Genomic DNA, 14,490 nt, shown 5'->3' with positions numbered 1-14,490 from the left:
TCCGGCATGCCGCATGCCAGAGCTGGCATATCGCCTGGTGGTGGGCTATTTCGATCGCGTACAGGATCATTCCGCGGTGCAACACGCTGGTGAGACCCTGCCGCCCTAGGTACGCTGGTCAGAGGAGATCAGCAGAGGCGTTGACGAGGGGATCGGATGAGTTCAGTCGGTGCGTCCGGCGGCCGTCGCTGCCAGGGCTGCGGGACAGTTCTCGCCGCCGACAACACCGCGCGCCTCTGCGGCAGGTGTCACAGAGAGCAACGCGACCAACTGCGCACTCCGCCGGTTCAGCTTAGGAACGAATTCTTTGATACTCCCGAATTTGGCGCAGCGTTTGATAGCCAACATATTGGCAAGGTGTTCAAAGCGTATCGGAATCACCCTCGGCATCTCCAACTGTTTGGCAAGGCGCTTAATCAAGAACTTCTAGGGCGATGGCTTGGCCTTACGCAAGCTCAGGTAAGCAAGCTTGAAAACGGCAGGCCTGAGCAAAACATCGAAACGCTTCGGAACTACGCCAAGATTCTACATCTTCCTGAGCATCGCCTTTGGTTTGACTTTCCGGGCCGGAGCCGCTTTCAATCACCGCGCTCGTCAGACGTTGCAAAGTCGAGTTCCGGCAATGACTCCAATGGTCTAATTGTTCCTCAAGACCGTGACGAGATTCTCGTTGTTAACACGGGAATGGACACATTGGAACTACTTCGGCGCGTTCGCGAATCGGCCATTAATTCATCAACAATCGACGCGCTGGATATCACCGTTGAGCAGATGTGTTGTGATTACGCACATGCCGATGCCAGTGAATTGATGGTGACCGGCAAGGAGTGGCTCGGCAAGATGACCGAGTTGCTCAACAATCGCCTGACGCTGGCTCAGCATCGCGAGATAGTCAGCAAAGCAGGAATGCTGGCGCTGCTGGTGGGGTGTCTTGAGTACGATCTCGGCGACGCGCGGTCAGCCGAAGCTACGCGCCGCATGGCGATGGAGCTTGGTAAGGAGTCTGGCGATGTGGGCATTGTGGGATGGGCCCACGAAATGCTCGCGTGGTTCCACCTGACGGCGGGCAACTATCGTGCCGTGGTTCCGGCGGCCGAGGCGGGCACTCTGGCCGCGCCGTCGCACTCGGTCGCGATACAACTCTATGGCCAGCAGGCGAAAGCCTACGCCCGAATGGGAATGAATGAGGAAGTTCACAAGGCGCTAGACGCTGGTGCCGCCTTGCTCGGTCAGCTGCCCTACCCAGACCGACCGGAGAACCATTTCGTTGTGGACCCCGATAAGTGGGACTTCTACGCGATGGACACTTACCGAATTGTCGGGGAAGACCAACTGGCGCAACGCAACGCCGAAGAGGTAATTCGGCGGAGCGTCAACTCGGAAGGCGTCAACTTGGCACCGATGCGCACCGCCGAGGCTCACGTCACGCTAGGCGTCATCGCCGCGAGGCGCGGCGACATTGACGAAGCGTCCGCGCTAGGCATACAGGCCCTGGCGGGCGGCCGTCAGTGCCGCCCCACGCTCCTGATGGTCGCCACTGAGCTGGAACGCGAGCTGGCCACCTACGGGACCAGTGCGGGTGCGGACTTCCGAGGTCTGCTCACGGACCTCAAGAGCGCCACATAACCATATTCCCTATGGGAATATTTCCACTCTCCAGCATTCTTTCTCAGAATATCCGGATGGCCACAACATGCCCCTGACCTGGGGATATTCTCCTGAATAATCTATAATTCACGCGCTGACATAGTTGATATATCGTGCTGCCGCCTTACTTGATGGCAGCGACCCGCGCTCAGCGAGTCGCAGCCAAGAGTAAGGGTCAAAAATCATGAGTAACACAATCAACAATGCGGGACTTCCCGCGTTTCTTTCGATCCGTCAAGCCGCTTGGCTTCTCGGAGTCAGCGAATCTCGTGTGTGCTGGATGGTCCGTGTCGGCATGCTGCGCACAGCTCAACGCCGCTCCCGGCTCGTGATCCCCGCCACCGCGCTGCGGCGCGTGCTCGACGGGGGTGCACGATGACTGAACACGATTACCAGAGGATGACTGCTCGGCTCGACCGTTTTGCCGCTGTACCCGATGACGTGCTTGCCGACGCGGTAGCCAGGGACGGTCTTTGGCTTAGGACGTTCGACAAGTCCGACGTGCCGGAACTGACGGGGGATGCCTCGCCGGACAGGGAGCTGGCCGCGCGGCTGTGTGCCGGGTGCCCGGTGATCGATGAATGCCTAGAACTCGACCTCCGCGCCGCTGGACCGGAAACGGTCGGGGTGTGGGGTGCGCTGCCCGATACCGACCGGCGTGCTCTGTACCCGGTGTGGCTTCGTCGGCGGGGTGGTGAGTCGCGATGACGGTTCACCTGACGGCAACCCAGATTCTCGCCGGGGTCGGCGTGCTGCTGGTGCTGCTGATGTTCTGGCGGTTCAGCGCCCGCAAGGCCAAGCAGGCCGCCGACGCGGCACGGGCATCCGCCCGCGTGGTGTCGCTGGCCGGGCGGGTGCTGTTCACGGGGACCGCAATGGTCGGCGTGCAATGGCTGGTGATCACGCATCCGGGCAACCCGACGTTGCTCGTGGTGGTTCTGGCTGTGCCGGATCTGATCGCGGCGCACATCCTGACTCGGGCGCTCACGGTCACGTCCATGGACACGACCACGCGCCGCCGGGGTGGTGGTCGGCGATGACGAATCAGGATGCGCGGCACGTGCCGCTGACGCGGGCGCAACGGCTCGCACAGGACGCCACCGAGGCGGCCGACGTTCGCCGGTTCCAGACGCACCCGGACGTCATCGCGCTGCGGGTGGAACGGGTCCGCGCTCAGGTGGACCGGTTGTGCTGGTCGGGGATCGTTCTCGGTCTGGCGTTCACCGCCGCGAACGTGCAGTGGTTCGCCGCTGCCGGGGCCGAGGTCGGTTCGCTGCCGTGGCTGACGGCGTGGCTGCTCGATCCCACGGTGTGCCTGGTGCTGCTGGCGATTCTGCGGGCGGAGCAGGTGACCGCGCGGTATCAGGTCCACACCGGCCGGTGGGTGCGTGCGGCGAAGTGGCTGACGCTCGCTGCCACGTACGTGATGAACACGTGGTCGTCGTGGGCGGCCGGATCACCGGCCGGGGTGGTGCTGCACTCGGTGCCGCCGCTGGTCGTGTTCGTCGCGGCCGAGGCGGTCACCGACCTGCGCGACAAGCTCACCGACGCCGTCGCGGTGGCGTTCGTGAACGCCACGAAAGTCACGACTGTTCATGAACCGGCCGCACCGGTTCATGAACAACCGGTGCGGCGGAAGCTGTTCGCCGACTACCTCACCGACGCCCGGCACGCCTGGACACCTGAGGTGGTCGTGACCCCGACGTGGGTCCGGGAGACCACCGGCTGCTCGCGTGGCCTGTCGTCAAAGCTCGCCGCTGCCCTCACTGCCGAGATTCGCGAGGGGGCCGCTCATGAGTGAACCGAACTTGGAGATGAACGATCGTGCGGCAGTGGCGCGGAAGGGAACGACCGCCGTCGAACACGTCGGGCCGCTCGTGGACGGCGAACTGGTCGATGACACGCTGCCGCAACCACGCCGCCGGACGGTCCGCCGACGGGCCGCACGGTGGTGCAAGCACACGCGCCGCGTGGCCGGACGGGTCTGGCGGTCCGCGCCGATGATCCGGGCGCGGTCAGTGGCCGCGTACCGGGCACGCAAGGTCCCGCAGGACGCGCTACGGCTGCTGTGGTTCGTGGTGCGCGGCAACTGGCGCTGGCTGGTCAAGTTCTGGAATTGGGCCACCTACGCCGATCTCCGGTCCGATGCCCGCCGCGCCCGGCTCACCGGAGATTCCGAAGCTCGGCGGGCCGCTCAGGAGTTGATCAGGTCGGACGCCGCCGCACGGTGGGCCAAGGTCGGGATCGTCGCTCGGCGGCTGGTGATCACGGCACGGTTCGCCGCACCGGTCGCGGCCGTCCTGTGGCTGGTCGACTCGCTGATGGACCGAGAGGACATGTGGGTCTGGCTGGCGAACGTCTACACGGGACTGGAAGCCACCTGGTCGGTGCTCACGGTGGCCGTGCCGATCGTGCTCTACGTGCTGCCGGTGGTGTTACTGGTCGCGGCGGTGTTCGAGGGCCGGGACAGGACACCGGGTGTCGGGTGGCTGGTCCGCCCGGATCGGGATGACGCTGACTCGTGGATCGATGAGCGGATGATCTCAAAAGCGTTGGCGCATCTGGGTATCGGTCCGTTGGATCGGTTCTTCAAGAACGGCGGTGTACTGGACTACCCTGTCGCCGCGCGCACGGACGGGGATGGCACGTTCGCTCAGATCAGGTTGCCGATGGGGGTCACCGCGGACATGGTCGCGGCGCGTCGGTCCAAACTGGCCGCGAACCTCGGTCGGGCGTCGCTGGAAACGTGGCCTACCAAGGGAGATGAGGATGGAATCCTGGATCTGTGGGTCGCGGACAAGGGCATCCTGAGGGCCGGTGCCGGCAGTTGGCCTCTCGTCCACGAGGGACAGGTTGACCTGTTCGACGGTGTGCCGTTTGGTCTGTCGCAACGAGGTCTGGTCATCAACGCCCCGTTGATCGGCGTGAACTGGCTGATCGGCGGCAGGCCCGGACAGGGCAAGTCGGCCGCCTTGCGGACGCTGCTGCTCGGTGCGGCCCTCGACCCCACGGCGGAATTGTGGATGTTCGTGATGGGCGAGTCACCCGACTTCGGCCCGTTCGCACCGCGTCTTTCCCGCTACCACATGGGAATGGACGACAGTGTCGCCGAGGCGGCTACTCAGGCGTTGGCGGATCTTCTGTCCGAGATGGAGCGACGGGGCAAGGTGCTCGGTGAGCAGCCGGGCAGTCCGCCGAAAGTATCGCGCAAGCTTGCCGACAAGCGCGCACTGGGGTTGCATCCGCTGGTGTGCGGTATCGATGAGTGTCACGAACTGTTCCAGCACCCCAAGTACGGCAAGAAAGCGGCAGAGTTGGCGGTGCGGTTGATCAAGCGTGGCCGCAAGTACGGGATCGTGCTGTTGCTGGCGACCCAGTCGCCCACCAAGGACAGCATCCCGCGTGAGATCACCCGCAACATCTCCTGCGGTGTCGCGTTCTCCGTGTCCGATCAGGTCGCCAACGACGGTCTACTCGGGTCGGGCAAGTACGCGGCGGGTATCCGGGCGACCGAGCTACGCATCAACACCGACAGGGGAACCTGCGTGGCGGTCGGCATCACTGACGAGACGTTCGAGTTGGTACGCGGGTTCTACGTGCCATTCGAAGACGGTGCCGACGACGTGACACCGGTCATCGCTCGCGCCATGGCGTTGATCGAGGACGCGGGCCGTCAGATCGAGTCCAGCGCGGTGCCGGAGATTGAGGCGGCACCGGTCGCCGATCCGCTCGCCGATATCGACGCGGTGATGGACGGGGAACCGCGAGTGCGGACACAGATAGTGCTCAAACGCCTCGCCGCGCACAACGCCGCCGAGTACGAAAGGTGGACCGCCCGCGACCTGCGGGCAGCGTTGGAGGACCACGGCGTGGCCACCCGCAAGTCCGACGGCGCGATGGTCGTGCGTGCCGACGACGTCGCCGAAGCCCTCACTCGCCGTGCCGACAACGGCAGGGAGGCAGCCAGGGAGGCATCAGGGACCCAGGGAGTTTTCCCTGACGACTCCCTGACCGAAACTCCCTGCCCTGACCTGCGCAAACAGCAGTCAGGGAGTCAGGGAGGCAGGTCCGAGCGAAGCCCCAAAACCCCCGGAAAACGGGGTACTAGCGGGACGTCGCATGACTCCCTCCTTGGCCAGCCGAGGGGAGGTGAGTACCTCTGACCGACCAGACCGCCAGCGATCCACAACCGACCATTCCGCGACAATCACGCAAGGGCAGCGACCATGACAGCGACCATCACGACACGGCAGACCATGATGGACACACCGACAACGGCTCCTCGGGCAGCGGCACGAGCGACGACGCTCAGAGCGCCAGTCCGGACAGCCCTGACGGGGTGGAGACTGACCAGCCACGGCGCGCCCGGCAGAGCGCCCCCGACCCACCGGAACCGGTTTCAGCGACGCTCACGACAACCCCGGACGGCTCAGTCTGGGTAACCGTGGACGGCGCTGACGTCGAGCAGGTGCTTACCAGGATCGGCGCGGTTACCGACGCGCTGAACCATGTGCGGCGCGCCCGGTAGATCAGAACGGCTGCCCTACTGGCCACAACAACAGGGGTATCTCCGCCATATGACGGAGATACCCCTGTCAGCGTTAACAGGGACCACCATCCGATCAGGTAGTGCCAGTGGGCTCGCTTGACCGCAGGGGGCACCGCCCGCGTGGCGTGAAAGAGGCGGCTGGAATCACAGCTCTGGCGGCGAGTATTCTCTGTTCGCCGTCCAAGCCGGGGTAGCGTCTACAGGTGACATGACATTTGCGGCACTGAAACGTTGACCGGAGGGGCAGTGGTCGAAGTAACGACGTTGTCAGCGGTGGCGGGGATGGTGAGCGCGCTCGCTGGCACGGCATCCGCAGTCGCATCGTGGAGGTCGGCGCTGGCGAGTGGCAAGGCCGCCAGAGAGAGCCGCGACGCATTGGCGTACGCAACCCGACCCTACTTGGCGCTTCATTCGAATCGGAGCGATATCCCCGATTCGACGACTACCGAGACGGTCGAAGTCCGGAATACAGCAGGATTCCCTGCGGAAGACGTCCGGGTGGTTGTGCACGATTCACGCGGACGCCGAGTAGGCATTGGAGAGTTGCCGACAATTGCAGGCCAAGTGCCAAACTCGTGGGCGGGTGATGCCCCTTTACTTATTGAGCTAACCGGATTGCCGCCACTGCAGAATATCGGTGATACACGGTCAATAACGGCGACCATGCGGGCGTCCGACCGTCAACATATTTTGCAATGGGAGCAGAAGGTTAGCTTGGTTCGGAAGGTTGCTCCGCCAGACGATAACGATGCTCGTTCGCTAATAAAGGTGGAGTTGTACGATGTCAGCGAGCCGCGCGCCATGGGAAGGTCGACATAGTCGGACTACAGTTTCTGCAGGCCTGAACGACAAAGGACCCCGCCGCTCGCAATGCGGAGAGTCCTCTGTCGTTTAAGATGTTCGGGCTAGTTCTCCTCGTGTTCTGGCTCGGCAGGTTCTGCCGTTATGGAGTCGAGCAGGCTCGCTATGTCGATCGTGTCACCGGTCTTGCCTGCCCGGTCTTGCCAGTCGGCTACCTCCGGCATCGCTTCCCGCCAGCCGACCGGCAGACACCAGCGAGCCGACCAGGAGCCATCCGGCCTCTTCTTCGCCGCGAAGCTGAACCCGAGTTCGAGCCACCGCAGACGACGATCTTCCGTCGACATGCCTTCTAGCTCTTGCTGCCAGGTCCGGTCCGTCGGAACCCACTGCACGCCCCCAGGATCGGCCGGAAGCGCTCTGAGCGTATCGATATCGGCCAAGATCTTGTCACCGTCGGCCACGACGCGGCGTCGGTCTTCCTGCGTCTCGGCTCGCGCTACCCCGGCCATCAGCTTCGCGTGTTCGCGTTCCAGCTTGGCTATCTCGTTCGCGTGGCTGGTGGGCGGTAGCACGATCCGTTCCCGGACCGGGACCATTGCGAAGAGCTTGTAAAACGCTTTCTCCGCCAGCGGTTCGACTTCATCCGCTCGCAGCGACGGGCCGTGCTTCCGCGTCGGGCAACGCCAGTAGTGATACTCGTACTCTTTCGTTGAGCCGTCCTTGCGGGTGCGCGTTTGGGAGCCGATTCGGTGCCAGAGGGGGTCAAGGCAATCCGGGCAGACCAGGATGCCGGACAGGCCGTAAGGCTGGTTGCTGCCGCGTGTCTTGCGGTTGGCCTTCTCGTCCAGTTTCGCAGAGATCTCCGCTTGCTCGGCGGGCTCGAAGATGCCGAGATCCACAAGATCAGGGTGCTCCAGCACGCGGCGAACCGTGCTCGGTGACCATTCGTACTCTTTCAGTTCGACTGTGGAGGCATCCTCCCCGCGCCGTTCTGCCGCTAGCTGCGCTTGCCTGTTGCGCGGGGTGACGACCTTGTTGCTCGTCAGCCACTCGCACATCACCGACAAGCCGTCACCCTTCCGGGCCTGCTTGGACAGTGTGTGCAGGATCTTGACCGCGTACGGGTCGAGTCCAAGAATCCAGCCGCCGCCGGGTATCTCAACCGGCATGGTCCCGTACAGGTGGCCTTCCCCTCCCCAACGCCCCGCGTCCTTCAGCATCGCCCTGGCTGAGCGGAAGCGTTCCTGCATGCGTTCCCGTTCCATGCGAGCGAACGCCGCAATCAGCGTGATCATGAACTCCGACATCGAATTGCTCGAATCGATGCCCTCCGCGATGCAGATCAGCCGCTTGCCGCGTGCCCGAAGCCAGTCCAGCAAGGTCAGCGCGTCCATCACGTTACGGACCAGCCTGTCCAGCTTCGGGACAACCAGCGTCTTCCACGGCTTGGGCGGCGCGTCGGTCAGCCACACCTTGAGCCCTGCCCGCTTGTACGGCTCCAAGTCGCCAGAGACGTGCAGGTCATCGACGGTCTCGACGATCGGCAACTCATAGGCGTTGCACCAGCGGTGAGTGTCCCGCGTCTGGACCTCCTTAGACGTGCTCTCGTCCGTGAAGTGCGACTGACGGACGTAGCACAAGGCCGCGTCACCGTCCGGGGTGAACGGGACGACCGGTGGCCGCTCACTGACCTGCTTCTTGAACCTCCGCCGCTTCCGGGGTGCCGATCCGCTCATCGTGAGTATCCTCGCTGGTAGACGCCTTAAGGGAGTGTAGTTCGTTGACCCACTTGGCTGCTAACCGTCGGCAACACTCACGAGCTTCAGGCCAGCTCTCGGCGGAGTTCGTCCAGCAGTGCGGCTACTTCCTCCGTGCCCGCTGGCGCGAGGTCGAGCCGTTCGTCGCCGTAGTGCGGGCGGCAGAGCAGTGTCCACCGGCCTTCTTCGGTGTCGTAGACCCGCAACGGGTTCGCGTTGCGATGCCTTCTGCCACCGGCCGGCCGGGTTTCCGCGTTGAACTCGGCGATGACATGCGGCGTCAGCTCCGCGAACCGCTGAGCCCGGCGTACGGCCTGACTGCCGCTGCCCGTCTTCTCCGCCTCGGCGATTTCGCTGCGGAGCACGCTGATCGGGAAGCCCGCCGGCTTTCCCGCCTGCTCGGGCAGCACCTCCGCCAAGATGAGGCTGAGGCGCTCCGGGTGGAACGTCCTGACCCAGATGTCATTGCCCTCGCGCACGGCGATGAGGCCGAACCATGAGGTGCCCGCCACCAGCACACTCAGCTTGGTGCCGTTGACGGTGTCACTGATCCAGCCGTACCGCGCCTCCGGCGGACGGCTGAGCAGCTCCGCGATCGCCTTGAAATCCGGCTCGTCACGCTCGTCGGGGTCGGTCGGGTATCGCATCAGCAGCTCGCTGATTGTTTTTTCGACCTGCTCCTTCGCGGCAGGCGGAAGCCAGACGGCCTGTGGCGCCAGCACGATGTGCAGGTCGCCGCCGGTCGTCTTCGTCACCATGGCCGCGAGCTCTTCGGCCCGGAACTTCTCGGGCTGTTCGAACCACATCTACTCGCCGATCACCGGAGTGACGGGAGACATTCCGGTGCGCGGGTCGACGTACTTCTCGCCGTCCTCATCGGTCAGCTGGAAGGCGGCGTCGTCCTCGAGCACGTACTTCCTCTGGTGCTCTTCGTCCTCGTCGCCTCCGCCACGGCCGCCCTGCCCCATGCCGCCCATACCCGGGCCCGCGCCGCGCCCACCGGCGCCACGCGCACCCGCGCCGCCACGGGCGCCAGGTTCACCCGGACCCATCCCGCCGACACCGCTACCGCGCCCAGCGCCGAGCCGATCGCTCGCTCCGGTCGACGAGCCTGCGCCCGATGCTCCACCGCCGGTCAGGCGGCCACCCGCACTACCGGAGCCGCTGCCGGACCCACTTCCTGTGCCGATACCGCGGCCCGTGCCAGTCCCGGTGTCGCCGCCACGGCCGCTCCCCGTCGGTCCCCAGATGCCACCGTCTTCGTCGTCCTTGCCCGGGATCCTGCCGGGGATCCGGCCGTCGTCGGGTGGGATCCCCGGTGGCAGCTTGGGCGGAGTCTTGGTCTTCTCCGGCGTGGTTTGTTCATCGTCCCGGCCCGGCCGCCTGCCGTCGTCCGGTGGTGGCGGGACCTTGATCTCGCCGGGTTTGCGCCCGGTGCCGTCCTCGCCGGTGCCGTCCTTACCCGTCCCCGGCTTGATCGTGCCTTTGTCGTTGCCGTCGTCGGGTTCCTTCCCGCCGGGCGGAGGCGGCTTGATCGGCCGCCACTCGATGGGCGGTGGGACCTTGCCGTCGTCGATCGTGATCTTGAAGGCGTTGGGGTCGAGATCACCGAACTCGGTCGGCATGACCCGGCCGTTGTACCCGGACGCGGTCGTCCAGTCGTCCATCGCGGCGACGTTCTTCTGCGCTACCTCGTTGGACTCGCGGACCTTGTTCTCGTAGTTCGACTGTGCGCCACCCAACGTGATGACGTTCTTGAAAGTGGACGGCTTGTCGGGAGGCTCGGGCACGGGATCCACGGAGGACTTCACGCGGTAGAAGTCGTCGGACTGGGTGATCAAGGCATCCTTGGCCGTGGCTAACTCCTGTGCCGCGCCGCCATGGGCGATCGCGAGCGGGCCGGCGCCGCGCCTGGCCGCTCCTCCGGCGTCACCGGTCCAGCCTTCTTCCATCGATCCGGCGATGGCGGTGATCTGCTCTTCTCGTCTGGTGTAGTAGACCTCGACCTTCGAAAGGTGGAGGCTGCCTTGTTCCAAGCCACGAGGACCCTGCGCGTTCGCGAAGTTCTCGTAGATCTCTTGGCCACTCATGCCGCCGAAGATCTCACTCCAAAAAGACATCTCGGTCACCCCTCCCGGATTGTCGTCAAGGCGGCTTTCGCGACGTTCTCCGCTGCCTTGCAACCGTTCGTTCCGGTCTTGCCGTTGATCCGGACGGTGAAGAACAGTTGCTCCGAAATCCCCACGCTCAAGGCGCAGTCTCCGTCGGCGCGAGCGTCGATCGCGTCAAGGCGCACTGCGGGATATCCGTCAAGCTGGGTCGCTTCGAAGTAACCTTGCGAATAGAAGCCAGCCGCATTCTGGGCGTAAAGGTGACTCAAGCCTGCAGTGAGACTCGGGTTGTAGGACACCTCGGCCACCACATCACCGCTCGTGCCGAGCTTCCAGTCGCAAGCTTTGGCGGCCCCGTCGTTCCGCTTGCCGGGGTCGGTCGTTTCGAAGGCCGCCAGTTGGGTCTGGGTCAGGCTGAGGCAAGGGTCTTCAATGAACTTCGACCCGTTCAGCGGCTTCGTCACCGGAGGGGCTTTGGCGGCGTTGTTGGCACTCGTGCCGGGAGATGACTGCTGAGGGGAAGAAGGCGCGCTCCCTGAAGGAACAGGTGTGCCAACGCCGGGCGTCTTATCCGAACACGCGCTGAGCGCCAGTGTGGCGACTAGCAACGTGGCGGTGAGGGCTTGCTTCCTACGCATCAGTGCAGTCATTCCTAGGTGTAGAGAGAGCCGGTACCGGAGGGAGGCTTTGCCAAAGTATCGTAAACGGCCTCTTCGCGATGCTCGTACTTTCCGATGGCCTCTTCCAGGGCCTGGATGTAAAGCTCGGCGTACTTTTGCATCTTTTGGTTATGCTGCCGGGCCGCGAGTATCGACTTCTTGGCCTGATCCGCCTGCTCTTTCGCCGGCTGATCTTCAGAAGGTGGTTGGATCGCTTCGAAAGCCTGCTGGATTTCGAGGCCATCCTCGATAAGTTCATCGCGAAGGGTTTGCCATTCGGTGATCTTCTTCTCGATCACCTCGCGTTTGAACTTGTAGCCACCTGGGCCGGAGCCGCCGCCTTCGGGGCGCGGGGTGTTTTCCCAAGGAAAGATTTGACTCCAGGGGCTGGTGCGGTCCTTCTCTTCTTCCCTTGCCTCGCGAGCTTCCCGCTCGATCTCCTCTTCGGCCTTCTGCTTGCGCTCGGCAGCGGTGGGCTGCTTCGGTGGTGGCGCGTCGGTCGGAGCCGGGCGGGCGCCGCCGGTCGTGTTCGACGCGGTCTGGATGGTCTTGCTCGAGTCATGGCCAAGCAGATTCTTCAAGAAGTCGTCGCCTCTGGAAGCCATGTTTCTATCCCCTCACCCCATGTGACTGCCCGCGCGTGAGATTACCGCATGGGTTTTCCCCGATGGGGCGAAATGGCTTCATCGGTCGTCTCGGGCAGCCGTCGGCATCGCTCACGGGAGTGAGACGCGCGGGGAGGGCGAATGGATCCCGCGAGTTCGAAGCCGAAGAGGACAGTGGACTAGGTCGCTCAAACAGCCGAGCGACCTCGCTCTCAGTCCGCTGAACTCCGCCCAGCCGCTGGATACAGTGGCCGGACAGCTGTGAAGGCCGAGCAGGAGGACCCCTGATGCCCGTGCGTGACGCCGAGGTCGGTGACCTCGAAGAGATCTGTGCCCTCATCGAGGAGCACGCCGTCTACGAGGGCAAGGACGACCTGCGCCTCGATCGCGCCGAGATGACGAAGCATCTGTTCGGGCCGGATCCGCGGGCGTGGGTGCTGATCGCCGAGGCGCCGGACGCGCCGGGGCGGGTCGCGGGGTTCGCGTTCTGCAACTGGAACTTCTCCACGTGGATGGCTCAGCCGGGGATCTGGCTCGATGACCTCTTCATCCGGCCGGAGCACCGGCGGCACGGGCTGGGGCGTGAGCTGCTGACGGCGCTGCGGACCCGGACCACCGGGCGGATCTCGTGGGACATGCAGAAGGGGAACGAGAAGGCCGCCGAGTTCTACAAGCAGCTCGGGGCGCACCCGGTCCATGAATGGACGCGGTACGCGTGGGAGGCGTGACCGTAAAGTAGGGGTCATGAGTGTGAGCCGGAGGTCGTCGTCCATCGAGGACTACGTCCGGGTGATCTATGGGCTGGCCGAGCGTGGCGAGGCCGTCACCAACACCACGCTGGCCGGCAGGCTCGAGGTCAGCCCGTCGTCCGCCTCCGGCATGGTCACCAAGCTTTCACAGCTGGGGCTGGTCGCGCACGTCCCGTACCGGGGCATCGAGCTCACCGGCGAGGGCCGCCAGCTCGCCCGGTCCGTGCTGCGCAGGCACCGGCTGATCGAGACCTATCTCGTCTCCGAGCTCGGTTACACCTGGGACGAGGTGCACGCCGAGGCCGACGCGCTGGAGCACGCCGTCTCCGACCGGCTGGTCGAGCGGATCGCGGCCAAGCTCGGCAATCCCGTGCGTGACCCGCACGGGGACCCGATCCCGGATGAGGACGGGAGCGTCGAGGAACTGCCGATGCGCATCCTCGACGACCTGCCGCCCGGCGCCGTCGGGGAGATCGTGCGGGTCTGGGACACCGACCCCGAGCTGCTGCGCTACCTGACCGAGCACGCGATCGGGCTGGGTGAGCGGATCGAGGTCGTCGAGCGGCAGCCGTTCGGCGGCCCGATGGTGGTCAAGGTCGGGTCGCCGCCGGACGCGGCGACGCACGCCATCGGCAAGGAGATCGCGCAGGCACTCAGCGTGGCGTTGCGCTAGCGGGCGTACGCGCGAGTGTCGTAGCCGGGCGGATGTGGTTACGCGCTGTGCTGACCACCATGGGGGCATGAAACCTTTCCGCTTCGGGATCGTCGCCGGGATGGCACGTGACCTCCCCACCTGGACCGGGCTTGCGAAGCAGGCCGAAGACCTCGGATTCGACACCTTCCTGGCGACCGATCCGGTCGTCGACGCCGACCCGCTGACCTTGCTCTCGGCCGCCGCCGCGGTCACCAGCACGCTCAAGCTCGGCACCTTCGTGCTCGCCGATCCGTACCGTGATCGGCGGCAGCTGGCCTGGCAGGTCAAGAGCCTGCACGACATCACGGCCGGCCGGTTCGAGCTCGGGCTCGGCGTCGGGCACCCCGGTGCCGGTGAGCGTTCCGTCGCGCTCGGCGGGGAATTCCCTTCTCCCGCAAAGAGGCTGGCGCGGCTGAGCGAGACGATCGACTACCTCAGGGAGCACGCGCCCGGACCCCGGCTGCTGCTCGCCGGCAGCCGTCCGAAGATGCTCGCGCTGGCCGCGCGTGAGGCCGACACGCTCAGTTTCGCGTGGCGTCCGCAGACCACCGAGGCCGATGCGAAGTCTATTGTGGACAGTTTCGAATCGGACCGTGACGTCGAGCTGGCGATGAATCTCACCGCGGTCGCCGGGAAACCGGCGCCCTGGCTGAAGCAGTACGGTATCGATGTTCAAGAGCTGGCCGGGTCCGGTGCGGTTTCGGTGCTCCCGGAAGATCCGGATCACGCCGCGGACACGCTTCGCCGGTGGCGCGCCCAGTGGGGGATTTCCTATATCACCGTCAATTCCGGCTACCTGGAACAGTTCGCGCCCATTGTGGAGCGGCTGGTAGGGAACTGATCACGGGTCGCAAGACCCTGGCGATCAAGCAAAGACACGCCTACGCTGCATGGCCCAGCTTGTTCTTTTGGGAGCGA

Annotated in this window: 13 protein-coding genes; 8 read left to right on the top strand and 5 right to left on the bottom strand. The window is 64.8% G+C overall.

Features of this window, described 5'->3' with window-relative positions; all coding sequences use genetic code 11:
• Positions 1 to 156: 156 nt before the first annotated feature.
• From ACFV15_RS03890 to ACFV15_RS03870, 5 genes are all read left to right on the top strand, one after another.
• On the top strand, positions 157 to 1,626 hold the full coding sequence (locus ACFV15_RS03890) for a helix-turn-helix transcriptional regulator (RefSeq protein ID WP_378348606.1): 1,470 nt from the start codon (positions 157 to 159) through the stop codon (positions 1,624 to 1,626).
• Positions 1,627 to 2,022: 396 nt separating this feature from the next.
• Positions 2,023 to 2,355 (top strand): WhiB family transcriptional regulator, encoded by a 333-nt coding sequence (locus tag ACFV15_RS03885; RefSeq protein WP_378348605.1) that lies wholly within the window; start codon positions 2,023 to 2,025, stop codon positions 2,353 to 2,355.
• Positions 2,352 to 2,687, top strand: coding sequence for a hypothetical protein (locus ACFV15_RS03880; protein ID WP_378348604.1), 336 nt, complete (start codon positions 2,352 to 2,354; stop codon positions 2,685 to 2,687). The genes ACFV15_RS03885 and ACFV15_RS03880 overlap by 4 nt, the downstream gene beginning before the upstream one ends.
• Positions 2,684 to 3,448, top strand: coding sequence for a hypothetical protein (locus ACFV15_RS03875; RefSeq protein ID WP_378348603.1), 765 nt, complete (start codon positions 2,684 to 2,686; stop codon positions 3,446 to 3,448). The genes ACFV15_RS03880 and ACFV15_RS03875 overlap by 4 nt, the downstream gene beginning before the upstream one ends.
• The gene (locus tag ACFV15_RS03870; RefSeq protein ID WP_378348602.1) at positions 3,441 to 5,810 is read left to right on the top strand and encodes a hypothetical protein; all 2,370 of its coding nucleotides are present in this window, start codon (positions 3,441 to 3,443) and stop codon (positions 5,808 to 5,810) included. The genes ACFV15_RS03875 and ACFV15_RS03870 overlap by 8 nt, the downstream gene beginning before the upstream one ends.
• A 1,291-nt stretch (positions 5,811 to 7,101) precedes the next feature.
• Here the strand turns inward: ACFV15_RS03870 and ACFV15_RS03865 are convergent.
• From ACFV15_RS03865 to ACFV15_RS03845, 5 genes are all read right to left on the bottom strand, one after another.
• Positions 7,102 to 8,733: a recombinase family protein gene (locus ACFV15_RS03865; protein WP_378348601.1), complete on the bottom strand. Its 1,632-nt coding sequence runs from the start codon at positions 8,731 to 8,733 to the stop codon at positions 7,102 to 7,104.
• Between the two features lie 86 nt (positions 8,734 to 8,819).
• Positions 8,820 to 9,560, bottom strand: coding sequence for an ESX secretion-associated protein EspG (locus tag ACFV15_RS03860; protein WP_378348600.1), 741 nt, complete (start codon positions 9,558 to 9,560; stop codon positions 8,820 to 8,822).
• On the bottom strand, positions 9,561 to 10,874 hold the full coding sequence (locus ACFV15_RS03855) for a hypothetical protein (RefSeq protein ID WP_378348599.1): 1,314 nt from the start codon (positions 10,872 to 10,874) through the stop codon (positions 9,561 to 9,563).
• Positions 10,875 to 10,879: 5 nt separating this feature from the next.
• Positions 10,880 to 11,503 (bottom strand): DUF3558 family protein, encoded by a 624-nt coding sequence (locus ACFV15_RS03850; RefSeq protein ID WP_378348637.1) that lies wholly within the window; start codon positions 11,501 to 11,503, stop codon positions 10,880 to 10,882.
• A 14-nt stretch (positions 11,504 to 11,517) separates the two neighbouring features.
• Positions 11,518 to 12,129, bottom strand: coding sequence for a hypothetical protein (locus ACFV15_RS03845; RefSeq protein ID WP_378348598.1), 612 nt, complete (start codon positions 12,127 to 12,129; stop codon positions 11,518 to 11,520).
• A 287-nt stretch (positions 12,130 to 12,416) separates the two neighbouring features.
• On the opposite strand from ACFV15_RS03845, the gene ACFV15_RS03840 reads away from it, so the two are divergent.
• The 3 genes from ACFV15_RS03840 (at position 12,417) to ACFV15_RS03830 (ending at position 14,413) form a co-directional block, all read left to right on the top strand.
• On the top strand, positions 12,417 to 12,857 hold the full coding sequence (locus ACFV15_RS03840) for a GNAT family N-acetyltransferase (protein WP_378348597.1): 441 nt from the start codon (positions 12,417 to 12,419) through the stop codon (positions 12,855 to 12,857).
• Between the two features lie 16 nt (positions 12,858 to 12,873).
• Complete coding sequence (locus ACFV15_RS03835) at positions 12,874 to 13,551, top strand: metal-dependent transcriptional regulator (RefSeq protein ID WP_378348596.1); 678 nt, start codon at positions 12,874 to 12,876, stop codon at positions 13,549 to 13,551.
• Positions 13,552 to 13,618: 67 nt separating this feature from the next.
• Positions 13,619 to 14,413: an LLM class flavin-dependent oxidoreductase gene (locus tag ACFV15_RS03830; RefSeq protein ID WP_378348595.1), complete on the top strand. Its 795-nt coding sequence runs from the start codon at positions 13,619 to 13,621 to the stop codon at positions 14,411 to 14,413.
• Positions 14,414 to 14,490 lie beyond the last annotated feature (77 nt).

This window comes from Amycolatopsis sp. NPDC059657, assembly GCF_042734395.1.
In the GTDB taxonomy this organism is placed as follows: domain Bacteria; phylum Actinomycetota; class Actinomycetes; order Mycobacteriales; family Pseudonocardiaceae; genus Amycolatopsis.
The sequence above is the reverse complement of the archived record's forward strand: the minus strand, read 5'-3'. Positions and strand labels throughout refer to the sequence as shown.